This window comes from Salinicola sp. NYA28a (assembly GCF_976982775.1).
The window spans coordinates 709,580-733,454 of record NZ_OZ334582.1 but is presented as its reverse complement, the minus strand read 5'-3'; the positions used below and the strand labels follow the sequence as shown (position 1 = coordinate 733,454).

The following is a 23,875-nucleotide window of genomic DNA, read 5'->3' as shown; positions in this document are numbered from 1 at the left end:
CACGGCATCCGTGGACCGTCAGCAACTGGCCGCGACGGGCCTGGCCGGGCCGGGAAAGAACAGCGGGCGCAGCTTGACGCCGAACATGTTGCCGGCGAAAGCTGCCACCAGCCACAACCAGCCATGCAGGCTGCCGGACGCAATGCCGCTGAAGTAGGCGCCGATATTGCAGCCGAAGGCCAGGCGAGCACCGTAACCGAGGAATAGACCGCCGATCACCGCCGCCGCCACGGAACGCAGCGGAATGCGGAAATTGGGAGCAAAGCGGCCCGCCAGTGTCGCCGCCAACCCGGCGCCCAGAATGACGCCGACATTCATGACGGTAGTCACGTCGCTGAAGATACTGCTATCGAGAGACGCCGCACGCCCCGGATTCTGCCAGTATCCCCAGCCAGTGACGTCGCCGCCGACAGCCTGAAACACCTTGGCGCCCCACAGGGCGAACGCCGACGTGATTCCCCACGGGCGCCCGGCCAGCGACAGCGTCAGGAAGTTGAGCAACGCCAGGCCGATTGCCCCGGCCAGGATCGGCCACGGCCCGGTCAGCCAGCGTCCGGGCCCCGCGGATACCGACGGCGCCTGCTCCAGTTGGCCGTGACGCCGCTTCTCCATGGTGATGGTCAGCGCGGCAATGGCGGCAAACAGCACCAGGCTTGCAGTGATACCGCCCCCCGTACCGAAGAGATCGATCATCGAGGTCGGCTGGAAGGCCGGCAGACTCTGCCACCAGGCAAAATGCGCCGTGCCGATGACAGAACCGACGATGAAGAATAGCAGCGTGATGATCATCCGAGCGTTGCCGCCACCCACGGTGAACAGCGTTCCCGAGGCACAGCCACCGCCCAGTTGCATACCCACACCAAACAGAAAGGCGCCGACGATCACCGAAATACCGATCGGCGAGATGAACCCTTCGACTGGATGGCCAAACAACGTACCGGCTCCCAGCGCTGGAAAGAACAGCACCACGGCCAGCGCCAGCATCACCATCTGTGCTCTCAACCCACGGCCACGACGCTCGGTAATGAAGACCCGCCAGGCGGAAGTGAAGCCGAAGGATGCATGGTAGAGCACGATACCCAACGCGCCGCCAACCAGCATCAGCCAGCCCTGATTACCACCGTATGCCAGGCCAACGACCAGTGAACCCGCCACGAGCAATACCGCCGCGATCCACGCCTTGGGCGATAGCCGTCCAATCCCCGGAGGCGACGTACGCATTAGAGTCGTCATAAGCGAAGCCCCTTTTTAGACTAAAATCGAATGGGCAATACTTTAGTCTTTTAGTCGGGAATACGAAAACGACAAAAAAAGCTTTATCTAGACATGCTGGTTATATGAATGAAGGCAATCCATAGTCAAAAAAAGCCGGCCACTGAAGAATGGGCCGGCCTTGACCAATGGACGTCTGCTTACTGGAAACGTCCCAGTCCTACCGCGATCCGCAGCTTTTCCATTAACGCATTGGCTTCGGCTCTGGCACGCTCGGCGCCGTTCACCAGCACTTGCTCGATATAGCCTGGATCGTTCATCAAGGCCTCGTAGCGCTCCCGCGGTTCGCGCAGATGAGCATTCAAGTACTCGAAAACCTCGTTCTTGGCGTCGCCCCAACCGATGCCTTCCCCATAGCGCCGCCGCATGTCCAGGCTCTCTTCTTCCGTAGCGAAGGCAGAGTAGATCTGGAACAGCGTGCAGGTATCCGGATCCTTGGGTTCGCCCGGCTCCAGCGAGTTGGTCTTGATCTTGCGCACCAGCTTGAGCAGCTTCTTCTCGCTGGCGAACAGCGGGATGGTGTTGTCGTAACTCTTCGACATCTTGCGGCCGTCGAGACCACGCAGCACTTCGACCTTCTCGTCGACGATCGCCTCGGGCAGGGTGAAGTAATCGCCCTTGTAGATATGATTGAAGCGCCCCGCCATGTCGCGGGCCATCTCGATATGCTGAGTCTGGTCACGCCCCACCGGCACCTTGTGGGCGTTGAACATCAGAATATCGGCGGCCATCAGCACCGGATAGCCGAACAGTCCCATGGTGATGCCGCGATCGGCATCGCTCTGACCATCGGCCTCGTTGTCGGCCACCGCTGCCTTGTAGGCGTGTGCCCGGTTCATCAAGCCCTTGGCGCAGACGCAGGAGAGCAGCCAGGTCAGCTCGGGGATCTCGTGGATATCGGACTGGCGATAGAAGATCGCGTTGTCGGTATCCAGGCCCAGAGCCAGCCAGGTGGCGGCGATCTCTAGACGCGACTGCTGCACCCGCTGCGGATCCTGCGCCTTGATCAGCGCATGCAGGTCGGCAAGAAAGTAGTAGGACTGGACGTCGGGATTCTGGCTCTCGGCGATGGCCGGCTTGATCGCGCCGACATAGTTGCCCAGATGCGGCGTACCCGTGGTGGTGATACCGGTAAGAACGCGTCGCTTGCTCATGAACTCTTCGAATCGCTAGGGGAAAGTGGCAGTGCGGGCAGTTTACCTTGCCACCCTCCCCATAGCGAACACCCCGATCCGACGGTGAGCCCGTTCTCAGCCTTTCAGGATCTGCTCCGGCGACACCACCTCGAGTCCGAAAGCCTCGCCCACGGCGGCGTAGGTCACCTGGCCGGCATGGACATTGAGTCCACCCCGGAAATGGGCGTCGTCGGCGAGCGCCTGCTTCCAGCCCTTGTCGGCCAGTGCGATCACGAACGGCAGCGTCGCATTGGTCAGCGCCTGGGTCGACGTTCGTGCGACCGCACCGGGCATGTTGGCGACACAGTAGTGGACGATACCATCGACCACGTAGCTGGGCTCGGCATGGGTGGTCGGCTTGCTGGTCTCGAAGCAGCCGCCCTGGTCGATCGCCACGTCCACCAGTACGCTTCCCGGCTTCATGTCGGCGAGCATCGCGCGGGTGATCAGCTTGGGCGCGGCGGCACCGGGCACCAGCACTGCGCCGATGATCATGTCCGACTCGCGCACGGCCGTTTCCAGCGTCTCGGTGGTCGAATAGACCGTGCGGATCTGTCCCTGATAGCGATGATCGAGCACCTCGAGACGCGGCAGGGACTTGTCGAGAATCGTCACCTCGGCACCCAGCCCCAGCGCCATCCGTGCAGCGTTTTCGCCGACCACGCCGCCGCCGATCACGGTCACCTTGGCCGGCGCCACGCCCGGTACGCCCGGCAGCAGAATACCGGCACCGCCCTGCGCTTTCTCCAGGCTGTGCGCACCCGCCTGTACGGCCATACGGCCGGCCACGCGACTCATCGGGGCCAGCAACGGCAAGCCACCCAGGCCGTCGGTGATGGTCTCGTAGGCAATGCAGGTCGCACCGCTGTCGATCAGACCGCGAGTCAGCCGCTCCTCGGCAGCCAGATGAAGATAGGTGAACAGCGTCTGCTCCGGGCGCAGCCGAGCGACCTCTTCCGCCTGGGGCTCCTTGACCTTGAGGATCAGATCGGTGGAAGCCCACAGCGCCTCGACGTCACCCAACATTTCGGCGCCCGCTTCCTGATAGGCCGAGTCCGGATAACCGGCCCCGATGCCCGCCTCCTTCTGAACCGAGACACGGTGCCCTCGTGCCACCAGTTCGCGTACGCCGCCCGGAGTCAGGGCGACGCGATATTCATGGTTCTTGATTTCCTTGGGAACGCCGATGTGCATGGTCATCTCCTCGATCGCTGGTTGTCATTGAAGGGATCGAGCGAATTACAGCACAACAGCAATAAAGGCGGGATAGGGGCAGAAAAAAGACGAACAAGACCTGAATGACGAACTCGTTTTGAAAGAAAATCTGGATTCACACCGATAGGCAGGAATATTTTCTACTCCGGCGCCACAGCCCCGCCATAGACCTCGACGAATCGCGGCGGCATCCGCTTGGGCCGCCCGCTGGAGAGTTGAATGCAGGCGAAACGCGTCTGTGCGCGAAGCAGCGTCCGTGCGCTGGCGACATGACATAGCTGAAACCGTCGCGTCAGCGTCAAGCGGCCGTCGCAAGCGACGAGCCAGGTGGCGAGCTGGAGCGGGTCGCCTTCGAAGGCAGGCGCCAGATAATCCAGTTCGTGACGATGGACGACCATGCCGCGATCGAGCGCTCGATAGTCGTCGAGACTCAGCCCGAGCTGGCGGGAGTGGGTCCAGCTGGCGCGCTCGATCCAGCGCAGATATTCGGCGTTGTTGACGTGACCGTAATGATCGATGCTCGATGCCTCGACCTGGATGTCGATCACGAACGGGCCGGGCAGATCCCATGTCATATGGACCTCCGAATTGTCAGCGGTAATTTCGACAATGCCTGGCGAGACGGCCACGGCCGACCGGGAGTGACCCTGAACGTCTCATCCTCTGAACGTCATGCCTGGCCTTCGGCCGGGCGAGCCCGACCACACTGCCAGCAGCGATCGAAAACCCCTTCCAGCCGCTCACCGCAGCCAGGGCAATGCCACGGCTGCGCGACCACGGCCGGTCCGTCGAGTGCTTCCCTGACCAGTCGGCTCGCCTGCGCTTCGGCCTCGGCGGCCACCCAGACCTCCGCCTCGCACTGATCGGGCGGCAACTCTCCCGCCCCGCCAGCCAGGGTCATGTTGCGCAACGTGGCAGAGATACCGGCGCTCTCGATCACGTTACGAACATGACTGACCAACAAGACATTGGGATGACGGAATATACGGATCCAGTCGGCAGACATGTCAGCGGTATCGCTCCATTGCGATCCTCAATTGCGGAAGACCCGCACGCCTAGCGCTTTCAGGTAAGCCGTCTCGGGAATGGACGGGTGGATCGGGTGATCGCCCGCCTGACCGCCACGGTAGATGATCTGGCCGTGACGATCCTGATGACGCACCGCGCCACGCACGCACTCCACCAGGCGCTCCTCGTACAGATGCATGGAGCAGGACGCCGACATCAACAGTCCGTCACGCCCCAGCAGGCGCATAGCCTCGCGATTGAGGCGCGCGTAGGCGCGTTCGCCATTGGCCAGATCCTTGCGCTTCTTGATGAATGCCGGCGGATCGAGCACCACGACATCGAACTTCTCGCCCTCGGCACGCAGCGCGGTCATGGCTTCGAACACATCGCCGTGGCCGACCGCCACCTGTTCGTGCAGTCCGTTGAGCGCGGCGTTCTCGGCAACCCGGTCCAGCGCGACCTCGGAAGCGTCCACGCACAGTACCTCGCTGGCGCCATGCGCCGCGGCCTGCACGCCCCAACCGCCGATATAGCTGAACAGATCCAGCACTCGCTTGCCGGCGACCAGGCCGTTGAGCCAGGCGCGATTGGCGCGGTGATCGTAGAACCAGCCGGTCTTCTGGCCATCCAGCACCGGGGCGACGAAGCGCACGCCGTTCTCTTCCAGCAGCACCTCGTCGGGCAGTTCGCCGTGGACCACCGCGACTTCGGATTCGAGCTGCTCCAGACGCCGCCCGCTGGAATCGTTCTTGAACACGATGGCGCGGGGCGACAGCACCTTGTCCAGCGCCGCGATCACCTCGTCGCGTACCGTTTCCATGCCGAGCGTATTGAGCTGAACCACGAGCACGTCATCGAACCGATCGACGATCAGCCCCGGCAGCAGATCGCCCTCGCCATGGATCAGCCGGTAGAACGGCTTGGCGAACAGGCGATCGCGCAGCGCCAGCGCCTGATTGAAGCGGTGCACCAGCAGCGAACGGTCCAGCCGGACATCGGCATCGCGGGAGACGACGCGGGCACAGATCAGCGAATGCGGATTGACGTAGGCGACACCCAGCGCCTTGCCATTGGCGGCCTCGATGGTCACCTGCGCGCCTGGCTCGAGCCCCTTGAGCGGCGTCGCCTGGATATCGATCTCGTTGGAGTAGAGCCACAGATGGCCCGCCTTCAGACGTCGATCAGCGTTCTTCTTGAGGCGCAGGGTCTGGGTCACGGTTGACTCCATGTGCAAGGCTCCATCGGCAAGGGAAATCAGGAAAAGCGTATTGAAGCAACGTTTCGAACGAGCGTCGCCGAACAGCAATCTCGGCGCATTCTAACCCGCATGCAGCCATCCATTGACCCGTCGGGACAAAATCGTGCCTCGCCCCGGCCGGATCTCGCGTCCGATCGGGCAACGACCGTTCAGGTCTGGCAAAAGGTGCAGTAAACCGTGGCGCGCTGGCCGAGCACGATATGGCGCAACGCTATGCCGCAGTGACGACAGGGCTCGCCGGCTCGACCATAGACGTTGAGCCGCTGGGCAAAGTACCCCGGCTCGCCAGTGCCGCTGACGAAGTCCCGCAGTGTGGTGCCGCCCTGGGTAATCGCCGCCGCCAGCACCGTCTTGATCGCTTCGGCGAGACGCTCGAAACGCTCGAGCGAGACACGACCCGCCGCGCGACGCGGATCGATGCCGGCCATGAACAGCGCCTCCGTGGCGTAGATATTGCCCACCCCCACGACCACGGCATTGTCCATGATGAAGGTCTTCATCGCCGCACGGCGGCCGCGAGACAGCCGGTAGAGTCGCTGACCATCGAAATCCGGCGACAGCGGCTCCGGGCCCAGGCGGGAAAGCCGGGTGTCCGTCGCGGCATCCCCTTTCAGCCAATCGACGAACCCGAAGCGGCGCGGATCGTGATAGCGCAGGATCTGGCCGCTCTCGAAGACGAGATCGACATGATCGTGCTTCTTGGGCGGATCGCCGATACGCGCGATGCGCAGACTGCCGGACATCCCCAGATGCCACAGCAAGGTACGCTCGCCCAATGGCAGCAGCAGATACTTGGCGCGACGGGAGAGCTCACCGAACCTTGCACCGATCAACGTGGACTCCAGGTCGTCGGGCACCGGCACGCGCATGCGGCGCTGACGCACGATGACCTCGACGATCTCTCGGCCTTCGACGTGAGGCGCGATACCGCGGCGGGTCGTTTCGACTTCGGGAAGCTCGGGCATGCGTCGGACTCTCGCGATTCTTCCATCACAAACGAGAAAACCCGGTCGAGGACCGGGTTTTCCGTACTGTCATTTCAGTGCTGGCATTTCAGCACTATCAGAAAGCTAGATCACTTGATCTTGGCTTCCTTGTAGATGACGTGCTTGCGAACGACCGGATCGTACTTCTTGAATTCGAGCTTGTCCGGAGTGTTACGCTTGTTCTTGGCCGTGGTGTAGAAGTGGCCGGTACCGGCGCTGGACACCAACTTGATCTTGTCACGCATCTCTCGACTCCTTAAAGGCTAACGCCGCGCTTGCGAATGTCGCTGAGCACCGCTTCGATGCCCTTCTTGTCGATGATACGCATGCCCTTGGAGGACAGACGCAGCTTGACGAAACGCTTCTCGGATTCGACCCAGAAACGATGCGTATGCAGGTTCGGGACGAAACGACGACGTGTCTTGCGCTGTGAGTGCGAGACGTTATTACCAGTCACCGGACGCTTACCGGTAACCTGACAAACTTGGGACATGGAAGCCTCCGACCACTGGCGGGTTGGGTTGTTCGGTTTATCTCGGACACGCAGTTCGGGAAGAGCCCGTCCATTTCGATTCCCTCATGGAAATGGCGGGTATTCATTCGCTCGACTGCCATGGTCCAACGCCTTGATTCACTGGATCAATGCGCCGACTCAAAGGTGCCCCGATTCAAAGGGCGTACTTTATACCAGACGCCTCCGTTCTTCGCAACAATCGACGACAACTGCCGCCGTTCCAGCGAAGCGTTGGCCGATCGTTTCCGACAGGCCATCGAAGGGCGTCACCCCAGAACATGGCGCGGTATGTTACCCGAATCCGACACGCGTTCCCATCCGAATCTCGAAACACTGTCCATTTACTACTGCCCATTCACTGCCCATTCCGCCAATCTGGCGCCGCGTCGCCTGCTCATAACCAGCCGCGCTCGGCGAACGAGATTACCTCGCCGTCGCCGATCACGAAATGATCCAGCACCCGAATATCGAACAGCCCCAGCGCCTCGCGCAGGCGTTCGGTGATCCGACGATCGGCATCGCTCGGCTCGGCCACGCCGGAAGGGTGATTGTGCGCAAAGATGACGGCACCGGCATTGTGCGCGAGCGCGCGCCGGGCGACTTCACGTGGATAGACGGAGGCGCTGTCCAGCGTGCCCTCGGACAGGATCTCGAAACGAATCACGCGATGCTGCGTATCCAGAAACAGGGCCGCGAACGCCTCATGATCGAGATGGCGCAGCTGTGCGCTCAGGAATCGACGCACCAGTGTCGGGGAAGTCAACGCCGCATCGCGCTCGAGCAGGCTGCCGAGATGACGACGCGACAGCTCCAGCGTCGCCTGAAGCTGCACGAAAGTCGCCTCGCCCAGGCCATGCTCGGCACAGAATCGCTGGCGATCCGCTTCCAGCAGCTGACGCAGCCCGCCGAAGCTGCTCAACAGATCGCGTGCCAGATCCACCGCCGAGCGCCCCTTGACGCCGACCCGCAGGAAGATCGCCAGCAGCTCGGCATCGGAAAGTGCCGCTGACCCTAGCGTTAGCAGTTTCTCCCGTGGCCGCTCCCCTTCCGGCCAGTCGCGTATTGCCATGCCCCTTCCCGTCCATTCGCCGTGAATTATCAGAAACCTCTGAATCAGGACATCGGCCAGCTCCGCCAAAACCTGACCGATTTTTATCGACGATGACGTTCTACCTTTCATCGGCGATGACGCTCTACTCCCAAAGTCGAATCGTCAATTTCGGCAACTTGCTGCCCACATGAGTAGAACGTTTGACGCAGAACCCGGGCTATCCGCTGATCGGTCGGCTCAAGGGGCTGGCCGAGCTGCGCGGCGTGGAGCTCGCCGTCCAGCGTCTGTTGCCGCTGGATCCCGCCCACACCGGCAAGTCGTAAGCTACGCAATCTCTGGCGCCGGTGGTAAGGTGAGTACCTGCTTTTTCAGGACGTCGACCATGGCTTTACCACTCGGGCCGGGACTGGCCGGAACCCGCATTCTGCTCGGCATCAGCGCCGGTATCGCCGCCTACAAGAGCGCGCATCTCGCCCGTCTGTTGAAGAAAACGGGAGCCGAGGTGCGCGTGGTGATGACCGAAGGCGCCCAGGCCTTCATCACGCCGTTGACCCTGCAGGCGCTCACTGGTGAGCCGGTGCGGACCTCGCTGCTGGATCCGGAAGCGGAGGCCGGCATGGGCCACATCGAGCTGGCGAAATGGGCGGACATCATCCTGATCGCGCCGGCCACCGCCGACCTGATGGCGCGCCTGGCCCACGGTCACGCCGACGACCTGCTGACGACGCTGTGCCTCGCCACCGAAGCCCGCTGCCTGATGGCGCCCGCCATGAACCAGGCGATGTGGCGCCACCCGGCGACGCTGGCCAATGCCGATCGACTTGGCGAGCTGGGCTGGACGCTGCTGGGTCCGGATGCCGGCGATCAGGCCTGCGGCGATGTCGGCCTGGGTCGCATGCTGGAGCCGGAAGCCATTCTCGCCCAGTTGCTGAGCGAGTTCGAACCCACCCGCGACGAGTCGCCCGAGGCGATGCCCCTGCATCGGGATCTGGCCGGCAAGCGCGTTGTGATCACCGCCGGCCCCACTCGCGAGGCGCTGGACCCGGTGCGTTATCTCTCCAACCACAGCTCCGGCAAGATGGGCTATGCGCTGGCCGCGGCCTGCGCCGAGCGCGGCGCCAGCGTCAGCCTGGTCAGCGGCCCGGTGACGCTCACGACGCCTCCCGGTGTCGAGCGGATCGATGTGACCTCGGCCACGGAGATGCTCGCCGCCGTCGAGTCCCGGCTGCCTTGCGACCTGTTCATCGGCTGTGCTGCCGTGGCGGACTATCGCGCTGCGTCCATCAGCGAACACAAGTTAAAGAAAGCGAACGACGACAGTGGCCTGACCCTCGAACTGGTGCGCAACCCGGACATCGTCGCCACGGTCGCCGGCCGTGACGACCGCCCGTTCACGGTCGGTTTCGCCGCCGAGACGCAGACGCTGGAGACCCACGCCGGCAGCAAGCTCGAGCGCAAGCGGCTGGATCTGATCGTCGCTAACGATGTCTCCCAAGAGGGCATCGGCTTCGGCAGCGACGACAACGCCGTCACACTGCTCTGGAAGGCGCAGGACCAGACGCAGCGTCATTCGCTGCCGGTTCAGCCCAAGGCCGCGCTGGCAGGCGCGATCATCGACCATATCGTCTCCCGACTGCCCTAACGGGCGTCGGCATCCGGTTCGCGCTCGAGCAATGGTAAGCTAGGCCGCTCTCTGGCCTTTCATTTCATGCTCTTTCAGGAAGTCACTTTCATGTCATCCAGCACTCCGTCCGCGGCGCCCTCATCGACAACGACAATCAGGCCGAAGCTTTCGGTCAAGGTTCTCGATGAACGCGTGCACGACTATCCGCTGCCGCACTACGCCACCACCGGCAGTGCCGGCATGGATCTGCGCGCGCTGCTCGACGAAGCGCTGACCCTCGCGCCCGGCGACAGCGCGCTGGTACGCACCGGCCTGGCCATCCACATCGGCGATCCGGGGCTGGCCGGCGTAGTGCTGCCTCGCTCCGGGCTCGGTCACAAGCACGGCATCGTGCTGGGTAACCTGGTCGGACTGATCGATTCCGACTATCAGGGCGAGTTGATGATCTCGGTGTGGAATCGTGGCCAGGATACCTTCGTGCTCGAGCCGGGCGAACGACTGGCGCAGTACGTGCTGGTGCCGGTGGTCCAGGCCGAGCTCGAGATCGTCGAAGATTTCGTCGCTACCGAACGGGCGGGCGGCGGATTCGGCCACTCTGGTCGAAAATGAAGGGCCGAAATGCAGGATCGAGAATAAAGAGTCGACAACAACGCGCCGGCAATGATCGCCGAACGCCCACTGGTCTCGGTCAATCGAGCTCTCTTCAAGGAAATGTCGCGTGGCGCTAAGCGCAACCATCTATAAAGCGAAACTCAACGTCAGCGATCTGGATCGCCATTACTATGGCGATCACGCGTTGACCGTGGCCTGCCACCCTTCCGAGACGGCGACGCGACTGATGGTGCGGCTGCTGGCGTTCATCGCCAATGCACATGCCACCAGCGCCGACAACGATCTCGCCATGACTCGCGGACTGAGTACCGACGACGAGCCGGATCTGTGGCTCAAGGCGCCGGACGGCCGCATCCTTTCGTGGATAGAATTGGGTGAACCGTCGCTGAAGCGCATCAAGCAGGGGCTCTCCCGAGCCGAACGCGTGCTGGTCTATCCCTACGCCCCACGCAGCGCGACACAGTGGTGGAAAAAGCTGGAGAGCGATATCCGGGCACAGCCGCGGGTCGAGGTCTGGAATCTGCCGGCAGAGCCGCTGGCGGCGCTGACCGCCCTCGTCGACCGCAACCTGAGCCTGGGCGCCACGCTGATGGAAGGCCAGTGGCTGATCACCGACGGACAGGCGTCGGTGGAACTCGAATTCGAACGGTGGGCGTGACGCCGACCGGATGTGAGCAATGACAAGGACATGCCGATGAACGACCAATCCGGTGCCAACGTACCCGCCTCGATCTTTCGGGCCTACGATATTCGCGGCGTCGTCGACGACACGCTGACCGAGGAAACGGTCGAGTGGATCGGCCGTGCGGTAGGCAGCGAAGCCGCTGCCCGCGGCCAGCAGTGCGTGATCGTTGCCCGTGACGGCCGCCATTCCGGCCCCCGCCTGCAAGCGGCGCTGATCCGCGGCCTGCGCGCGTCCGGTCGCGATGTGATCGATATCGGCCGCGTGCCGACGCCGGTGCTCTACTTCGCCACCGCCACGCTCGATGAAAGCCGCAGCGGCGTGATGGTGACCGGCAGCCACAATCCGCCGGACTACAACGGCTTCAAGATCGTGCTGGACGGCGTCGCGATCTCCGGCGAGGCGATTACCGGGCTGCTCGAGCGCATCCGCAGCGGCGACCTCAGCGAAGGCGACGGTACGCTGACTCAGATCGATGTCGGCGAAGCTTATCTCCAGCGCATTCTGGGTGACGTGTCGCTCGACCAGAGCCAGCGCGGGCGCCCGCTCAAGGTAGTGGTGGATTGCGGCAACGGCGTCGCCGGCGAACTGGGACCCAGGCTGATCGAAGCGCTGGGAGCGGAAACCATTCCTCTGTTTGCCGAGATCGACGGAGACTTCCCCAACCATCATCCCGATCCCGGCAAGCCGGAGAACCTGGTCGACCTGATCGCCAAGGTCAAGGAGACCGGCGCCGATATCGGGCTGGCCTTCGACGGCGACGGCGATCGCCTGGGCGTGGTCACGCCCTCGGGGGAGATGATCTACCCGGACCGGTTGCTGATGGCGTTCGCCACCGACCTGCTCGAGCGCGATCCTGGCGCCCGTATCGTCTTCGACATCAAGTGCACCGGCAATCTGGCCCAGATCATCGAACGGGCCGGCGGCGAGCCCGAGATGTGGCGCACCGGTCACTCGCTGATCAAGGCGCGGATGAAGGAAACCGGGGCACAGCTGGGCGGCGAGATGAGTGGCCATATCTTCTTCGCCGAGCGCTGGTACGGCTTCGACGACGGGCTCTACTCGGCCGCCCGGCTGCTGGAGATTCTGTCGCGCCAGCCGGTCGACGCCGATCGCTATTTCAGCACGTTCCCGCAGGATGTCAGCACGCCGGAACTGAACGCGGCAGTCACCGACGAAGAGAAGTTCGCAATCGTCGAGCGGCTGGCCGAGAGCGGCGACTTCGGTCAGGATGGCATCAAGACGACACTGGACGGCATCCGGGTCGACTATCCCGATGGCTGGGGCCTGTGCCGCGCCTCCAACACCACGCCGATGCTGGTGCTGCGCTTCGAGGGCAAGGATCAGGCGGCATTGACACGCATCCAGCAACGGTTCGGTGCCGCGCTGCGTGCGGTGGCGCCGGAAGTGGAACTGCCGTTTTAACCCTGCGTCACGACACCCTCGTGTCGCTGGCGGCACGTGTCATCGATAACGCAGCAGACAAGACCGTCCCGTGCACGGGCCATCGCCTCGGCGGGAAAGCGCCATCAGCGGCGCGCAGATAGTGGAGACATGACGCCTCATGAACGAAAGCCCACGCGACCCACGCCAGGTGGTCGAGATCCTGTCCGAGGCGCTGCCTTACATTCAGCGCTATTCCGGCAAGACCGTCGTGGTCAAGTATGGCGGCAACGCCATGACCGAAGACAAGCTGATCGACTCCTTCGCTCGCGACATGGTGCTGATGAAGGAAGTCGGCATCAACCCGGTCGTGGTCCACGGCGGCGGCCCGCAGATCGGTCAGCTACTGGCACGGCTCGACATCGAGTCTCGCTTCGTCAACGGCATGCGCGTCACCGATGCGGAAACCATGGACGTGGTGGAAATGGTGCTGGGCGGGCTGGTCAACAAGAACATCGTGACCCAGATCAACCAGTGCGGCGGCAAGGCGATCGGCCTGACCGGCAAGGACAACGCGCAGATTCTGGCTCGTCAGCTCAAGGTGGAGCATCGCACGCCGGAGATGACGGCGTCCGAGATCATCGATATCGGTCACGTCGGCGAAGTGGAGCACATCTCCACCGACCTGATCGAGATGCTGGCCGAACGCGACTTCATCCCCGTCATCGCGCCGATCGGCGTCGATCGTGAAGGAAACAGCTACAATATCAATGCCGACCTGGTGGCAGGCAAGGTCGCCGAAGCGCTGAAGGCCGAGAAGCTGATGCTGTTGACCAACGTCGCCGGCCTGCAGGATGCCGAAGGCAAGGTGATGACCGGACTCTCCACCGAACAGGTCGATGCCCTGATCGCCGACGGCACGATCTACGGCGGCATGCTGCCGAAGATTCGCTGCGCGCTGGACGCCGTCAAGGGCGGTGTCGGCAGCGCCGTCATCGTCGATGGCCGCGTGGTGCACTCCACGCTGCTGGAGATCTTTACCGATGCCGGGGTCGGCACCCAGATCACCGACCATCGTGACTGATTCGCGCTACTCTGATTTCAATCACTGCGGGCCTGGAAGGCCCGCCCCGACCGCCGAACGGAAGACAGGCCGTCCGGGCCGCTCCAGGAGGGAGCTTCGACAACACGACCGATAAGAACCGTCATGACGCAGGCAACCCCACAGCTTTCCCGCCGTGAACAGATCCTTCAGGCACTCGCGTTGATGCTCGAGGAGGACAGCGGCAAACGCATCACCACCGCCGCGCTGGCCCGCCAGGTCGGCGTCAGCGAAGCGGCGCTCTATCGCCATTTTCCCAGCAAGGCGCGCATGTTCGAAGGGCTGATCGAATTCATCGAAGCCAGCCTGTTCGAACGCATCCGGCGCATCCTGGACGACGAGCCCTCGGCGCTCGCTCGCTGCGAGACGATCGTCCAGCTCGTGCTGGCCTTCGCCGAGAAGAACCCCGGCCTCAGCCGGCTGATGGACGGCGATGTGCTCACGGGCGAGACAGCGCGTCTGCGCACTCGCATGTCCCAGCTGTTCGAGCGTCTGGAGACCCAGTTCAAGCAGGTTCTGCGCGAGGCGGAGCTGCGCGAGGGCTTGCGTCCCCAGTTGCCGGTGCCGGCGGCGGCCAACCTGTTGTCGGCCTTCGTGGAGGGCCGGATCAGTCAGTACGTGCGCAGCGACTTCCGCCACCGCCCCACGTCACACTGGAACGATCAGTGGCGACTGCTGGGCGACGGATTGCTGACCGTATCGCCACAGGCCGCCTCGATCTAACCCCTGCGGCAAGCCATTTCGCCCCAACGCAAAAAGCCCGGCTGATGCCGGGCTTTTCGTATCGTCCTTTCGTATCGTTCATCGGTCATCGGTCATCGCCGACCGCCTCGCGCCATGAGCGAGTATCTTCAGCCAGCCATCACGCGGCGATCGCGTCACCCAGCTGCTGCTTGATCTTCTTCATCGCGTTCTTCTCGAGCTGGCGAATGCGCTCGGCCGACACGCCGTAGACATCGGCCAGCTCATGGAGCGTGGACTTGTGCTCGGAAAGCCAGCGACGCTGCAGAATGTCGCGAGAACGCTCGTCCAGCTCGCCAAGCGCCTCTCGCAGACGCCGTGTATAGTCGGCTTCCCAGTCATCCGCTTCGAGCTGCGCGGCAGGATCGAAGCTGTGATCCTCAAGATACTGCGCCGGCGCCTGATAGCCCTGCTCTTCCTCTTCACCGGGGCTGGCATCGTAGCCCGCGTCGTAGGAAGACAGACGACCTTCCATCTCGCGCACGACCTTCGGCTTGACGTCGAGATCCTTGGCGATCGCATCGACCTCGTCGTTGCTCAACCACGCCAGCCGCTTCTTGGCACTGCGCAGGTTGAAGAACAGCTTACGCTGCGCCTTGGTCGTGGCGATCTTGACGATGCGCCAGTTGCGCAGCACATATTCGTGGATCTCGGCCTTGATCCAGTGAACTGCGAAAGAGACCAGACGAACGCCCTGGTACGGGTCGAAACGCTTGACCGCCTTCATCAGCCCGACGTTGCCTTCCTGGATCAGGTCGGCCTGGGGCAATCCATAACCGGAGTAGCTTCGCGCGATATGCACGACGAAACGCAGGTGCGACATGATCAGCCGGCGGGCCGATTCGAGGTCGTCCTCTTCGTAAAGACGCACGCCCAAGTCATGCTCTTCTTCCGCCGTCAGAACGGGGATGCCGTTGACGGCCTGAATGTAACCGTTGAGATCGTGACCCGGGGAAAGGTTCCCAATGGATTGAAGACTGGTGCTCATGTGCGTTGTCTCCATGCTAGGCGGCGTGTCGGAGCGAAGAGCCGGTATTGGCTCGATCCGCCTGGAACACGTCGCGACAGGTTGTTCTGCCTGTCTACGAGAGTGCCTGATGAGACCCTCAGTGTAGACAAAAGTTCAATAACCACGCCAACTTCAACAGGCCTGAAATCGGCCATTCGCTGGGCTGACCGATAATACGATGAATGGCGGCGAATGGCATCATGGCCGCATCTCGACACCGTTGACGACTTTTCGAAACCGCTGGTTAGCCTAGCGTGGCTTGATGTCCGATAGATGACGCCCCACGGCAAGCCATGCTCCCAACCAGCCCAACAGTGTACTAAAAAGCAGCAGAAAAACCGAATTCCTGCCACCCAGCGACGGCAGCGCGAAGTGGGCGCCGTAGCTTTCCGCCAGCGCCGCGACCGGCGACGCCAGCCAGTTCCCGCCAAGCATGAGAATCACCAGCGCCAGAACACCTCCGCCCAGCCCATACCAGGCGCCACTGTAGAGAAACGGGCGCCTCACGAAAGCATGCGTCGCACCGATCAGCGTCACGACCTCGATCTCCTGGCGCCGACTCTCCACGGCCAGCCGTATCGTGTTGCCGACCACCAGCAGCACGCCCAGGCCAAACAGCAGCGCCAGCGCCAGCGCGACGCGTTGCCCCAAGTCCGCCAGCTGTTGCAGCCGGTCCAGCCAGGCCAGATCCAGCCGGACTTCATCGACTCCCTCGATCGTCTGCAGACGCTGGCTCAGCGACTGTACGGCAGCGGGCGCGGTATCGTCCGGTGTGACCACGACGCTGGCCGGCAGCGGGTTGGCGTCGAGCTGGGAGAGCGCATCGTCGACGCCCAGTGTCTGCTGGAACGCCGCCAGCCCCTCGGCCGCCGTCACCAAGCGCGCGCCGGCCACGCCGGGCTGCCCGCCGACCTCGGCGGCCAGATCCATCGCCTCGGACTCATCGATATCCGCCTGGAAGTAGACCGTCAGCGTGGCGCTTTCGTCGAGCTCGGCATCGAGCAGCCGGGCGCTGTCCAGCACCAGCCACAGACCGGCCGGCAGAATCAGTGCAATGGCGATCGCCAGCATGGTCAACAGCGTCGAGATCGGGCGCCTGATCAACCGTAACGCGCTGTCGCCCATCATCGCGCGGTGATGGCGCATCCAGGCGCGACCGCCGCCCCCAGCTCGGCGTTGCGGCTTCTGCGCTCCGCGCCGCCCTTCGACACGACGCTCGGCGGAGGGTCGACGCTCGCTCATGCCGCCTCCTCGTCGCCGATGAGCCTGCCATCCCGCAGCTTCAGCACCCGATGGCGCAGGCGAGCGATCAAGGCCAGATCGTGGCTCGCCACCAGGACCGTGGTGCCGATACGGTTGAAGTCTTCGAACAGCCGCATGATGTCGGCGGAGAGCTGGGGGTCGAGATTACCGGTCGGCTCGTCGGCCAGCAGCAGCGCCGGCTTGTTGACCACGGCTCGAGCAATGCCCACGCGCTGCTGCTCGCCGGTGGAAAGCTCGATCGGCAGGGCCCGCTCACGATGCAGAAGCCCGACCTTGTCGAGCGCGGCGCGCACGCGTCGCGCGGCATCGCCTGGCTCGACGCCCTGTATCGTCAACGGTAATGCCACGTTGGCGAAGATGTCCCGATCGAACAGCAGCTGGTGATCCTGGAAGACCACGCCGATCTGGCGGCGATAGTAGGGAACCTGACTGATATGCAGTTGATCGAGGTCGTGACCGGCGACCAGCACCCGGCCACGTGAAGGGCGTTCGAGACGCATGATCAAGCGCAGCAGCGAGCTCTTGCCGGCACCGGAGTGGCCGGTCAGGAACAGCATCTCGCCCCGCTCGACGCGAAAGTTGATATCGGCGAGTGCCTCGAAGCGTCCGCCGTAGCGCTTACCAACGTGCTCGAAGGCAATCATGAATCGGCATCGCCGTCCCGACCGAACAGCGCCTTGACGAAGGTCTGCGCATCGAACGGGCGCAAGTCCTCAAGCGACTCCCCGACCCCGATAAAGCGGATCGGTGTCCCCATCTTCTTGGCCAGAGCAAAGATGATGCCCCCCTTGGCGGTGCCATCGAGCTTGGTCAAGGTGATCCCGGTGATCGGAATGGCTTCATCGAAGGTGGTCGCCTGGGAGATCGCGTTCTGCCCCGTCCCCGCATCGAGCACCAGCATCACCTCATGCGGCGCGCTGGCGTCGAGCTTGGCCATGACACGCTGCACCTTCTTGAGCTCTTCCATCAGATGGCTCTTGTTGTGCAGCCGGCCAGCAGTGTCGGCGATCAGCACGTCGACCTTGCGCGCCCGGGCCGCAGCGACGGCATCGTAGATGACCGAGGCGCTGTCGGCACCGGTGTGCTGGGCGATCACCGGAACTCGGTTGCGATCGCCCCAGACCTTGAGCTGCTCGACCGCGGCGGCACGGAAGGTGTCGCCGGCTGCCAGCATCACGCTACGGCCTTCGTTCTGGAAACGCTGGGTGAGCTTGCCGATGGTCGTGGTCTTGCCGACTCCGTTGACGCCCACCATCAGGATCACGAACGGGCCCTCGCCCTTCGGCGGCAATTGCAACTGCTGGGAGACCGGTTCGAGCAGCGCTGCCAGCTCTTCCTGAAGCGCACGATAGAGCGCATCGGCGTCGGCCAGCTCCTTGCGCGAGACTCGCCCCGTCAGCCGCTCGATGATCTCGGTGGTCGCCTCGATCCCCACGTCGGCCAGCAGCAGTTGGGTCTCGAGGTCCTCCATCAGCTCGTCGTCGATCTGCTTCTTGCCCAGCAACAGATCGGCGATGCCGTCGGTCAGGTTCGCGCGAGTGCGCCCCAGGCCGGCACGAACGCGCGCCAGCCAGCCGCCCTTGGGCTTCTCTTTGGGGGCCGGTGCGGATGCCGATGATACGGCTGCAGGCGGCTCGGGTTCGGGTTCGGGCTCGGGCTCGGGCTCGGGCTCGGGCTCGGGCATCGAAGCGGGCTCCGGCGCCGGCGTCACGTCCCTCGCCAGATCGGTCGCGCGCGTTCCCTCGGCCTGGTCTTCCTGCAAGGCCGACTGCGGCGACTCCTGCGACAGCGGCTCGCTGAGCGCTTCCCTGGCGGCCGTTTCCTCGAGCGAAGAGGGCTCGTAATCCACGGTGGCCGGACGCTCGGGATCCTCGGCCTGGACGGAAGGCTCATCGGGCGTGACGGTGCCCGACACCGAGGCACGCTCGCCATCCTCGTCGACAGCCGTTTCATCCCGGTCGGCACTTACCTCGCCAGAGGCCTCGTCACCCTGCGTGGTCGCCGGGTTCGGCTCCTCCCGAGGCGTGTCGTCGCCCGGCTCGTCCTCGCCGCGCTCCGCTGCCGCCCTGGCCTCGGCTTCCTCGGCCTCACGCCGGCGGGCTTCCTCTTCCTGCTGCTGCTTTTTACGACTCTTGAATAGTCCGAACATGGATGGCTTCACTGATGAAAAAGCCGTGCTTGCGTCGCTGAATCAGCGCCGATCATCACGGCTTCGGAGAATATCGATAACCAGGGTCTGTCGCCGCTTCAGCGCGAACCGCGTTGCTGCGCCAAATGGTGTCAGGCCAGGCGCGGGATGCAGAGAAGGATGGTTCCCTTGTCCAGTCCCGCAACGCCGCATGACGCCATTTGCCGCGCAACCCGAAGGGCCGGGCCAGTTTTGCACGGTGCTGCGTTATTCGTCATTCATTTGGAATGACCAAACTACGCTCCTCACGCCTTGCCCCGCACAAAAACTGGCTCCGGCGCGGCCGTGCATGAAACGGCGACAGACCCTGCGCCTCATCCTATCACCGCGAGGGTTGCGGGGGTACAATTGCCCGCCATGAATCGACGTCGTTCCCGTCGGGCCGCCAACGGCGCTCGCAATCACGCTCACAGCCCTCGAGGCCACGCCAATGACGCCCGCTCCCGCCAGGGAGACCGGCAGTCCGCAAGCCGTGGCAGCGGCCAGCTGCGCCTGATCGGAGGCGATTTCCGCCGCCGCAAGTTGCCGATCCCCGAGAGTCCGGGCTTGCGCCCGACACCGGATCGGGTCCGGGAAACCCTGTTCAACTGGCTTTCCTTCGATATCGCCGGCCGGCGCGTGCTGGATCTCTATGCCGGCACCGGTGCGCTGGGGCTGGAAGCGCTGTCGCGCGGCGCGGCGCAGGCCATGTTCGTCGAGTCGACCGCTCACGTGGCCGCTGCGCTGGAGGCAAACATCGCCATGCTGGGAGCCGCGGGCCAGGTGCATCGAACTGATGTGGAACGGTTTCTGGCGGGCACGCCTGCCGCGTTCGATATCGTCTTTCTCGACCCGCCGTTTCGCCAAGGGCTCGCGCAGCCTACGTGCCAGGCGCTCGAATCGGGGGGCTGGCTGGCGCCCGACGCCATGATCTACGTCGAGACGGAACAAGAGCTTGACTGGCAAGCGCCGGGGCACTGGCAACTGCACCGCGACATCGTCGCCGGAGACAGCCATGGCCGGCTGTTCAGACGTCAGCCAACGGCCAAATGACGTCGCCGCTTCGAGACGCTTGTCGTCGGCCCTGACGCCACGTACGCTGGCGCCCATCAGGTCACCAGTGTTTTTACGGTCATCGACGTTCGAGACCACAGCCACGAACTTTCAAGGCCCAAAACTTTCAAGGAGAGAGTGCAGATGAACGGGGAAATCTTCGCCAAGCTGGAACAGAAGATCCAGGATGCCGTCGACAGCATCGAAATGCTGAAAATGGAGAACGAAGAGCTCAAGGCAGAGAATGCTCGCTTCCAGCAGGAGCGCGAAGAGTGGGAACAGCGTCTCGGCGGCCTGCTGGACAAGCTGCAGCCACTGGATAGCGCTGGCGCCAGCGACAGCGCCAACCAGAACGGCTGAAGCGAATCGATGGGGCGGGGCATCACCGCCTGCCCCGTCGAGCCACCTGCCCCGCCGCACAGCCTGAGTTTCCCGCCTATCCAGCCTCCGATCCTGCTCTCGCCTCTGAAGCTGCCACAACGGTAACGCGCTACCGGCGAGACTTCACACGAGCTCCCGTGACATCAGCACTGCATCCTCACTGCCGCCGTCATCGCGACGATAGTAGCCACGCCGCTGGCCGTCGACCGCGAATCCGGCACTCTCGTAGAGCCGCCGGGCCGCGACATTGGACGCGCGAAGCTCCAGCAGCAGGCGTTCGACTCCCCGTTCGATGGCACACTGCGTGATCCACCCCAGCAGTTCACGCGCCAGCCCGTGGCGTCTGTCACTCGGCCGAACACAGATCGACTGCAGCTCGGCATCGAAAGGCAGATAAGCCAGGACGGCAGCCGCTCGCAGTTCGACACCTTCCACTGCCCAGATTCCCCAGACGTCGAAGTCGTCGTCGACCAGCGCCGCGCTCAGCAGCGCTTCCGACCAGGCATCATCGTTGGCCTGACGCTCGAATGCCATCAATGCCGGCAGGTTCTCGATCCCGAGCCGAACCGGGGCCGTGCCGACCGGTGAACTCCTGGTTTTGCAAACGTTGATCGACATGGAAAGCGCTACTCGAGGAAAGCATTTGACGTCGACGCGTCGGCCATCGGTAGACGCCGATCACTTCGGCGCGGCAGGGCCTTGCCGCCAGGCTTGCCCCATCGACTGCAACAGCGGCCAGCATTCTCGCTTGGCCTTGGCGGAGGTCAGCAAATCGTCGGGGTGAGGCAGCGCGTGGCAGACCCAGCCGACCTCGTTCGCCGGATCGCTCAGCAGCGGCGACCAGACCTCGTCGCCGACGACGATGGCGCCATCGATGTGCATACCATGGCGCCGCGCCTGCCCGGCGCAGAATACCTGAATGCCCTCGCGGGCCTCGTCGACCGGGTCACTGGCCGGCGCATCCATCAGCGGCCAGGTCAGGTTCGATAATGGCGCGCCGTTGGCGGGAATGCCGACGCTTTTCAACATCTGCCCGAGCAGCGTCTGCCCGGCGGCAGAAAGTGGCCGTTCGCCGGGCAGCAACAGCCACCAGCGTTCGTCAATGACGGACAACGACAGCGTGAAACGCAGCGGTTCGGTCGGCACCTGATCGGCGGACTGGACAGCATCGTCCGTCCGGGCCTCTTCCGCCGGCCGGGAGGCAGGCGCCTGGCGAGATGTGGACTCGGAGTTCGACGCTGGCGAGCGGGACTCCTTGACGCCTTCGCCCGTGGCGCCGTCGAGCAGGGCTCGGGCTCGCGACAGCGGCGCGACGGTCGGCTGTGCAGGCGCCGATTCTGCCGCGGGGCGATCACGCTCGACCTCGACCGGCCGAGCCGGCGTTTCCAGCAGTGCCTGCAGCCGTTGCCCCGGCGCGGGCTTCTCCGGTGAGGGAGCAGTTTCCCACTCGACCTGCTCGGTCGGCCTGGCATTGACGAAGCGGTACCGCGAGGTCCAGGTGGTGATACCCATGGCTTCGAGGTACTGAAGGCGTTGAGGATCGCCGATCACCGCCCGCCACCACCACGACAGTTGGGCGAGTCAGGACTCGCTTCACCGCGCGCCGACCACTGCTGCGGCGTGTAGAGATGCAGCGCCAGCGCGTGCACGGGCCCCGCGAGCTCGTCCGCCAGCAAGCTGTAGATCAGCTGATGCCGCTTGACGGGCATCAGCCCCGCGAACCGATCGGAGACCAGCGTCACCTTGAAGTGAGTTTCCGAATCCGGTGGCACATGGTGCATGTGGCTCTCGTTCTCGACCGCCATCTGGACCGGCTCGAGCGTCGCGAGTTTCTCTTCGATACGTGCCTGAACACTCATGACAGTTCCTCCTGTGCCAACCGAATCATTGTAACGTCTCACCGGCCCATCGAGCGACGACCGGGAAATGGGCTCGGCCACCAGAGGCGAAGCTCAGCGCCGTCGTCCCTTGGCGGCCATCGGCGTGCGATAGAGGCTCAGTGCCAGCGCAATCATGACAGATACGCTCCCCACCCACAGCGATAGCGTCAACGATCCGAACGAAAGGCCGAGAATCAGCCCGACCAGCGCCGTTCCCAGCGACTGCCCGAAGGTACGCACCGAGGCCAGCACGCCGGAGGCGTTGGCGCTCAGCTCCACCGATACGCTGCCGATCATCTCGCGATTGTTCGGCGCCTGGAACAGCCCGTACCCCACGCCGCACAGCGCGGTTCGCCAGATCACGTCGAGGTAGCTCGAGTCGGCGTCCAGCCCGGTCAGTGCCAGCATGCCCAGCAGGAAAAGGCCCAGCCCGGTCGAACTGATCAGTGCCGGGTTACCCTTGTCCGCCAGACGCCCCGCCAGCGGCCCGATGACCATGATCACCAGCGGCCAGGGCGTGAACAGTACCGCCGACATGATCGGCGACACGCCCATGACGGTCTGGTAGAGGAACGGCAGCCCCACGAAAGCCACGCCTTGGGCCAGAAACGCAAACATCGACACGACCGCGGCAAACGAGAAGCGCGGTTCGGCGAACAGTGCCAACGGCACCAGCGGCCTGACGGCGTGACGTTGGCGGTAGACGAACCCCAGCAGACAGGCCACGCTGAGCGCCAGCGTCGATAGCGCCAGCACGCCGCCATTGCCATGGCCGAACTGATCCAGAGCAAAAACGCTGCCACTGAGCATGACGATCGACATCAACGCGCCCCAGATATCGATCCGTCCGGGGATGGGCGCTTCCCTCGGCAGCGCGCGCACACCCAGCGTCAGCGCCAGCAGCCCGATCGGCACGTTGATGGCGAACAGCCACGGCCAGCTCGCCACGTGCAGGATCACACCACCCAGCGACGGCCCCGCGGCGATGCCGAACGCCACCGTCAGCGCGCTCAGGCCTATTGCCGACCCCAACAGCCGGGTGGGAAAGATGATGCGATAGAGCGACGGCCCGATGCTCAGCATCGCGGCGGCACCGACCGCCTGCAGGCCTCGCATCGCGAGCAGGAACTCGAACGAGCGCGCCAGCGCACAGCCCAGCGACGCCACGGTGAAGACCAGCAGGCCACCGATATAGAGCCGGTGGCGCCCCACCCGACGGCTCACCGCGGCAAAGGTCAGCAGCAAGGCGGCGGTCACCAGTTGGTAGACGTTGGCGATCCAGATCGACTCGGAACCGCTGATCGACAGTTCCTGGGCCAGGGTGGGAAGGGCGATATTGACGATGCCGTTGTCCAGCACCGCCATCTGGGTACCGGTAATCATCGCCAGTAGCGCCAGCTTGCGTTCGCGCCCGGGTAGGCCGTCGTCCCCCGGGCGCTCCTCGAACAGGCGCTTCAGCATGTCTTCGGGTAGCGGCAGGCACCGCCGTCAGGCAACAT

The 23,875-nt window shown here is 63.9% G+C and carries 27 protein-coding genes; 9 read left to right on the top strand and 18 right to left on the bottom strand.

Going from position 1 to position 23,875, the window contains the following annotated elements; all coding sequences use genetic code 11:
• Positions 1-18 precede the first annotated feature (18 nt).
• From ACWHY3_RS03500 to radC, 10 genes are all read right to left on the bottom strand, one after another.
• Entirely contained in the window at positions 19-1,221 is a 1,203-nt protein-coding gene (locus ACWHY3_RS03500; RefSeq protein WP_087717620.1) for a YeeE/YedE family protein, read from the bottom strand.
• A gap of 191 nt (positions 1,222-1,412) precedes the next feature.
• Positions 1,413-2,426: a tryptophan--tRNA ligase gene (locus tag ACWHY3_RS03495; protein ID WP_303853192.1), complete on the bottom strand. Its 1,014-nt coding sequence runs from the start codon at positions 2,424-2,426 to the stop codon at positions 1,413-1,415.
• A gap of 96 nt (positions 2,427-2,522) precedes the next feature.
• Entirely contained in the window at positions 2,523-3,641 is a 1,119-nt protein-coding gene (gene ald / locus ACWHY3_RS03490) for an alanine dehydrogenase (protein ID WP_087717824.1), read from the bottom strand.
• Positions 3,642-3,802: 161 nt separating this feature from the next.
• On the bottom strand, positions 3,803-4,237 hold the full coding sequence (locus tag ACWHY3_RS03485; RefSeq protein ID WP_087717618.1) for an acyl-CoA thioesterase: 435 nt from the start codon (positions 4,235-4,237) through the stop codon (positions 3,803-3,805).
• 95 nt (positions 4,238-4,332) lie between these two features.
• Positions 4,333-4,668, bottom strand: a complete 336-nt coding sequence (locus ACWHY3_RS03480) for a putative signal transducing protein (RefSeq protein WP_303853195.1) — start codon at positions 4,666-4,668, stop codon at positions 4,333-4,335.
• 27 nt (positions 4,669-4,695) lie between these two features.
• Positions 4,696-5,886, bottom strand: a complete 1,191-nt coding sequence (locus tag ACWHY3_RS03475; protein ID WP_087717823.1) for a class I SAM-dependent rRNA methyltransferase — start codon at positions 5,884-5,886, stop codon at positions 4,696-4,698.
• Between the two features lie 191 nt (positions 5,887-6,077).
• Entirely contained in the window at positions 6,078-6,893 is an 816-nt protein-coding gene (gene mutM, locus ACWHY3_RS03470) for a bifunctional DNA-formamidopyrimidine glycosylase/DNA-(apurinic or apyrimidinic site) lyase (RefSeq protein ID WP_087717616.1), read from the bottom strand.
• A gap of 110 nt (positions 6,894-7,003) precedes the next feature.
• On the bottom strand, positions 7,004-7,159 hold the full coding sequence (gene rpmG, locus ACWHY3_RS03465; protein ID WP_035472447.1) for a 50S ribosomal protein L33: 156 nt from the start codon (positions 7,157-7,159) through the stop codon (positions 7,004-7,006).
• Positions 7,160-7,170: 11 nt separating this feature from the next.
• The gene (gene rpmB / locus ACWHY3_RS03460) at positions 7,171-7,407 is read right to left on the bottom strand and encodes a 50S ribosomal protein L28 (RefSeq protein WP_071231789.1); all 237 of its coding nucleotides are present in this window, start codon (positions 7,405-7,407) and stop codon (positions 7,171-7,173) included.
• 415 nt (positions 7,408-7,822) lie between these two features.
• Positions 7,823-8,497 (bottom strand): RadC family protein, encoded by a 675-nt coding sequence (gene radC / locus ACWHY3_RS03455; protein ID WP_071231788.1) that lies wholly within the window; start codon positions 8,495-8,497, stop codon positions 7,823-7,825.
• Positions 8,498-8,679: 182 nt separating this feature from the next.
• On the opposite strand from radC, the gene ACWHY3_RS03450 reads away from it, so the two are divergent.
• The 7 genes from ACWHY3_RS03450 to slmA all read left to right on the top strand — a co-directional run bounded on the left by ACWHY3_RS03450 (position 8,680) and on the right by slmA (position 14,605).
• The gene (locus ACWHY3_RS03450; protein WP_256960991.1) at positions 8,680-8,802 is read left to right on the top strand and encodes a hypothetical protein; all 123 of its coding nucleotides are present in this window, start codon (positions 8,680-8,682) and stop codon (positions 8,800-8,802) included.
• Positions 8,803-8,861: 59 nt separating this feature from the next.
• On the top strand, positions 8,862-10,121 hold the full coding sequence (gene coaBC / locus ACWHY3_RS03445) for a bifunctional phosphopantothenoylcysteine decarboxylase/phosphopantothenate--cysteine ligase CoaBC (RefSeq protein WP_087717615.1): 1,260 nt from the start codon (positions 8,862-8,864) through the stop codon (positions 10,119-10,121).
• 90 nt (positions 10,122-10,211) lie between these two features.
• Positions 10,212-10,712, top strand: coding sequence for a dUTP diphosphatase (dut, locus tag ACWHY3_RS03440; protein ID WP_087717614.1), 501 nt, complete (start codon positions 10,212-10,214; stop codon positions 10,710-10,712).
• Between the two features lie 109 nt (positions 10,713-10,821).
• Positions 10,822-11,373, top strand: a complete 552-nt coding sequence (locus ACWHY3_RS03435) for a YaeQ family protein (protein ID WP_087717613.1) — start codon at positions 10,822-10,824, stop codon at positions 11,371-11,373.
• 36 nt (positions 11,374-11,409) lie between these two features.
• The gene (locus ACWHY3_RS03430) at positions 11,410-12,822 is read left to right on the top strand and encodes a phosphomannomutase/phosphoglucomutase (RefSeq protein ID WP_448127566.1); all 1,413 of its coding nucleotides are present in this window, start codon (positions 11,410-11,412) and stop codon (positions 12,820-12,822) included.
• Between the two features lie 139 nt (positions 12,823-12,961).
• Positions 12,962-13,864, top strand: a complete 903-nt coding sequence (gene argB, locus ACWHY3_RS03425; RefSeq protein WP_071231783.1) for an acetylglutamate kinase — start codon at positions 12,962-12,964, stop codon at positions 13,862-13,864.
• A 123-nt stretch (positions 13,865-13,987) separates the two neighbouring features.
• Positions 13,988-14,605 (top strand): nucleoid occlusion factor SlmA, encoded by a 618-nt coding sequence (gene slmA / locus ACWHY3_RS03420; protein ID WP_071231782.1) that lies wholly within the window; start codon positions 13,988-13,990, stop codon positions 14,603-14,605.
• Positions 14,606-14,744: 139 nt separating this feature from the next.
• On the opposite strand, the gene rpoH is transcribed toward slmA, so the two are convergent.
• From rpoH to ftsY, 4 genes are all read right to left on the bottom strand, one after another.
• Complete coding sequence (gene rpoH / locus ACWHY3_RS03415; RefSeq protein WP_087717610.1) at positions 14,745-15,611, bottom strand: RNA polymerase sigma factor RpoH; 867 nt, start codon at positions 15,609-15,611, stop codon at positions 14,745-14,747.
• A 270-nt stretch (positions 15,612-15,881) separates the two neighbouring features.
• Positions 15,882-16,874: a permease-like cell division protein FtsX gene (gene ftsX / locus ACWHY3_RS03410; protein WP_071231780.1), complete on the bottom strand. Its 993-nt coding sequence runs from the start codon at positions 16,872-16,874 to the stop codon at positions 15,882-15,884.
• Positions 16,871-17,539 carry a cell division ATP-binding protein FtsE gene (gene ftsE / locus ACWHY3_RS03405; protein ID WP_071231779.1) on the bottom strand — a complete coding sequence of 223 codons (669 nt, stop codon included), beginning with the start codon at positions 17,537-17,539 and terminating at the stop codon, positions 16,871-16,873. Before ftsE ends, ftsX begins: the two co-directional genes overlap by 4 nt.
• Positions 17,536-19,044 (bottom strand): signal recognition particle-docking protein FtsY, encoded by a 1,509-nt coding sequence (gene ftsY / locus ACWHY3_RS03400; RefSeq protein WP_448127565.1) that lies wholly within the window; start codon positions 19,042-19,044, stop codon positions 17,536-17,538. Before ftsY ends, ftsE begins: the two co-directional genes overlap by 4 nt.
• A gap of 396 nt (positions 19,045-19,440) precedes the next feature.
• Here ftsY and rsmD point away from each other — a divergent pair, with 396 nt between their 5' ends.
• A complete protein-coding gene (gene rsmD / locus ACWHY3_RS03395) occupies positions 19,441-20,115 on the top strand; it encodes a 16S rRNA (guanine(966)-N(2))-methyltransferase RsmD (RefSeq protein WP_448127564.1) in 675 nt (224 codons plus the stop codon).
• A gap of 144 nt (positions 20,116-20,259) precedes the next feature.
• Positions 20,260-20,475: a cell division protein ZapB gene (locus tag ACWHY3_RS03390; protein ID WP_087717607.1), complete on the top strand. Its 216-nt coding sequence runs from the start codon at positions 20,260-20,262 to the stop codon at positions 20,473-20,475.
• Between the two features lie 144 nt (positions 20,476-20,619).
• Here the strand turns inward: ACWHY3_RS03390 and ACWHY3_RS03385 are convergent, their stop codons facing one another.
• From ACWHY3_RS03385 to ACWHY3_RS03370, 4 genes are all read right to left on the bottom strand, one after another.
• The gene (locus ACWHY3_RS03385; RefSeq protein ID WP_087717606.1) at positions 20,620-21,114 is read right to left on the bottom strand and encodes a GNAT family N-acetyltransferase; all 495 of its coding nucleotides are present in this window, start codon (positions 21,112-21,114) and stop codon (positions 20,620-20,622) included.
• Between the two features lie 60 nt (positions 21,115-21,174).
• Positions 21,175-22,047, bottom strand: coding sequence for a hypothetical protein (locus tag ACWHY3_RS03380; protein WP_087717605.1), 873 nt, complete (start codon positions 22,045-22,047; stop codon positions 21,175-21,177).
• On the bottom strand, positions 22,044-22,355 hold the full coding sequence (locus tag ACWHY3_RS03375) for a BolA family protein (protein WP_087717604.1): 312 nt from the start codon (positions 22,353-22,355) through the stop codon (positions 22,044-22,046). Before ACWHY3_RS03375 ends, ACWHY3_RS03380 begins: the two co-directional genes overlap by 4 nt.
• A gap of 93 nt (positions 22,356-22,448) precedes the next feature.
• Positions 22,449-23,837 carry an MFS transporter gene (locus tag ACWHY3_RS03370; RefSeq protein ID WP_087717603.1) on the bottom strand — a complete coding sequence of 463 codons (1,389 nt, stop codon included), beginning with the start codon at positions 23,835-23,837 and terminating at the stop codon, positions 22,449-22,451.
• Positions 23,838-23,875 lie beyond the last annotated feature (38 nt).

Coding starts and splice junctions, on each gene's coding strand:
- ACWHY3_RS03385 (WP_087717606.1), bottom strand. CDS start 21,114: ATGTCGATCAACGTTTGCAAAACCAGGAGTTCACCGGTCGGCACGGCC.
- ACWHY3_RS03485 (WP_087717618.1), bottom strand. CDS start 4,237: ATGACATGGGATCTGCCCGGCCCGTTCGTGATCGACATCCAGGTCGAG.
- ACWHY3_RS03500 (WP_087717620.1), bottom strand. CDS start 1,221: ATGCGTACGTCGCCTCCGGGGATTGGACGGCTATCGCCCAAGGCGTGG.
- rsmD (WP_448127564.1), top strand. CDS start 19,441: ATGAATCGACGTCGTTCCCGTCGGGCCGCCAACGGCGCTCGCAATCAC.
- ftsE (WP_071231779.1), bottom strand. CDS start 17,539: ATGATTGCCTTCGAGCACGTTGGTAAGCGCTACGGCGGACGCTTCGAG.
- rpmG (WP_035472447.1), bottom strand. CDS start 7,159: ATGCGTGACAAGATCAAGTTGGTGTCCAGCGCCGGTACCGGCCACTTC.
- ACWHY3_RS03480 (WP_303853195.1), bottom strand. CDS start 4,668: ATGTCTGCCGACTGGATCCGTATATTCCGTCATCCCAATGTCTTGTTG.
- ACWHY3_RS03390 (WP_087717607.1), top strand. CDS start 20,260: ATGAACGGGGAAATCTTCGCCAAGCTGGAACAGAAGATCCAGGATGCC.
- ACWHY3_RS03370 (WP_087717603.1), bottom strand. CDS start 23,837: ATGCTGAAGCGCCTGTTCGAGGAGCGCCCGGGGGACGACGGCCTACCC.
- ACWHY3_RS03375 (WP_087717604.1), bottom strand. CDS start 22,355: ATGAGTGTTCAGGCACGTATCGAAGAGAAACTCGCGACGCTCGAGCCG.
- ftsY (WP_448127565.1), bottom strand. CDS start 19,044: ATGTTCGGACTATTCAAGAGTCGTAAAAAGCAGCAGCAGGAAGAGGAA.
- radC (WP_071231788.1), bottom strand. CDS start 8,497: ATGGCAATACGCGACTGGCCGGAAGGGGAGCGGCCACGGGAGAAACTG.
- ftsX (WP_071231780.1), bottom strand. CDS start 16,874: ATGAGCGAGCGTCGACCCTCCGCCGAGCGTCGTGTCGAAGGGCGGCGC.
- argB (WP_071231783.1), top strand. CDS start 12,962: ATGAACGAAAGCCCACGCGACCCACGCCAGGTGGTCGAGATCCTGTCC.
- slmA (WP_071231782.1), top strand. CDS start 13,988: ATGACGCAGGCAACCCCACAGCTTTCCCGCCGTGAACAGATCCTTCAG.
- rpoH (WP_087717610.1), bottom strand. CDS start 15,611: ATGAGCACCAGTCTTCAATCCATTGGGAACCTTTCCCCGGGTCACGAT.
- ACWHY3_RS03430 (WP_448127566.1), top strand. CDS start 11,410: ATGAACGACCAATCCGGTGCCAACGTACCCGCCTCGATCTTTCGGGCC.
- ald (WP_087717824.1), bottom strand. CDS start 3,641: ATGCACATCGGCGTTCCCAAGGAAATCAAGAACCATGAATATCGCGTC.
- dut (WP_087717614.1), top strand. CDS start 10,212: ATGTCATCCAGCACTCCGTCCGCGGCGCCCTCATCGACAACGACAATC.
- coaBC (WP_087717615.1), top strand. CDS start 8,862: ATGGCTTTACCACTCGGGCCGGGACTGGCCGGAACCCGCATTCTGCTC.
- rpmB (WP_071231789.1), bottom strand. CDS start 7,407: ATGTCCCAAGTTTGTCAGGTTACCGGTAAGCGTCCGGTGACTGGTAAT.
- mutM (WP_087717616.1), bottom strand. CDS start 6,893: ATGCCCGAGCTTCCCGAAGTCGAAACGACCCGCCGCGGTATCGCGCCT.
- ACWHY3_RS03495 (WP_303853192.1), bottom strand. CDS start 2,426: ATGAGCAAGCGACGCGTTCTTACCGGTATCACCACCACGGGTACGCCG.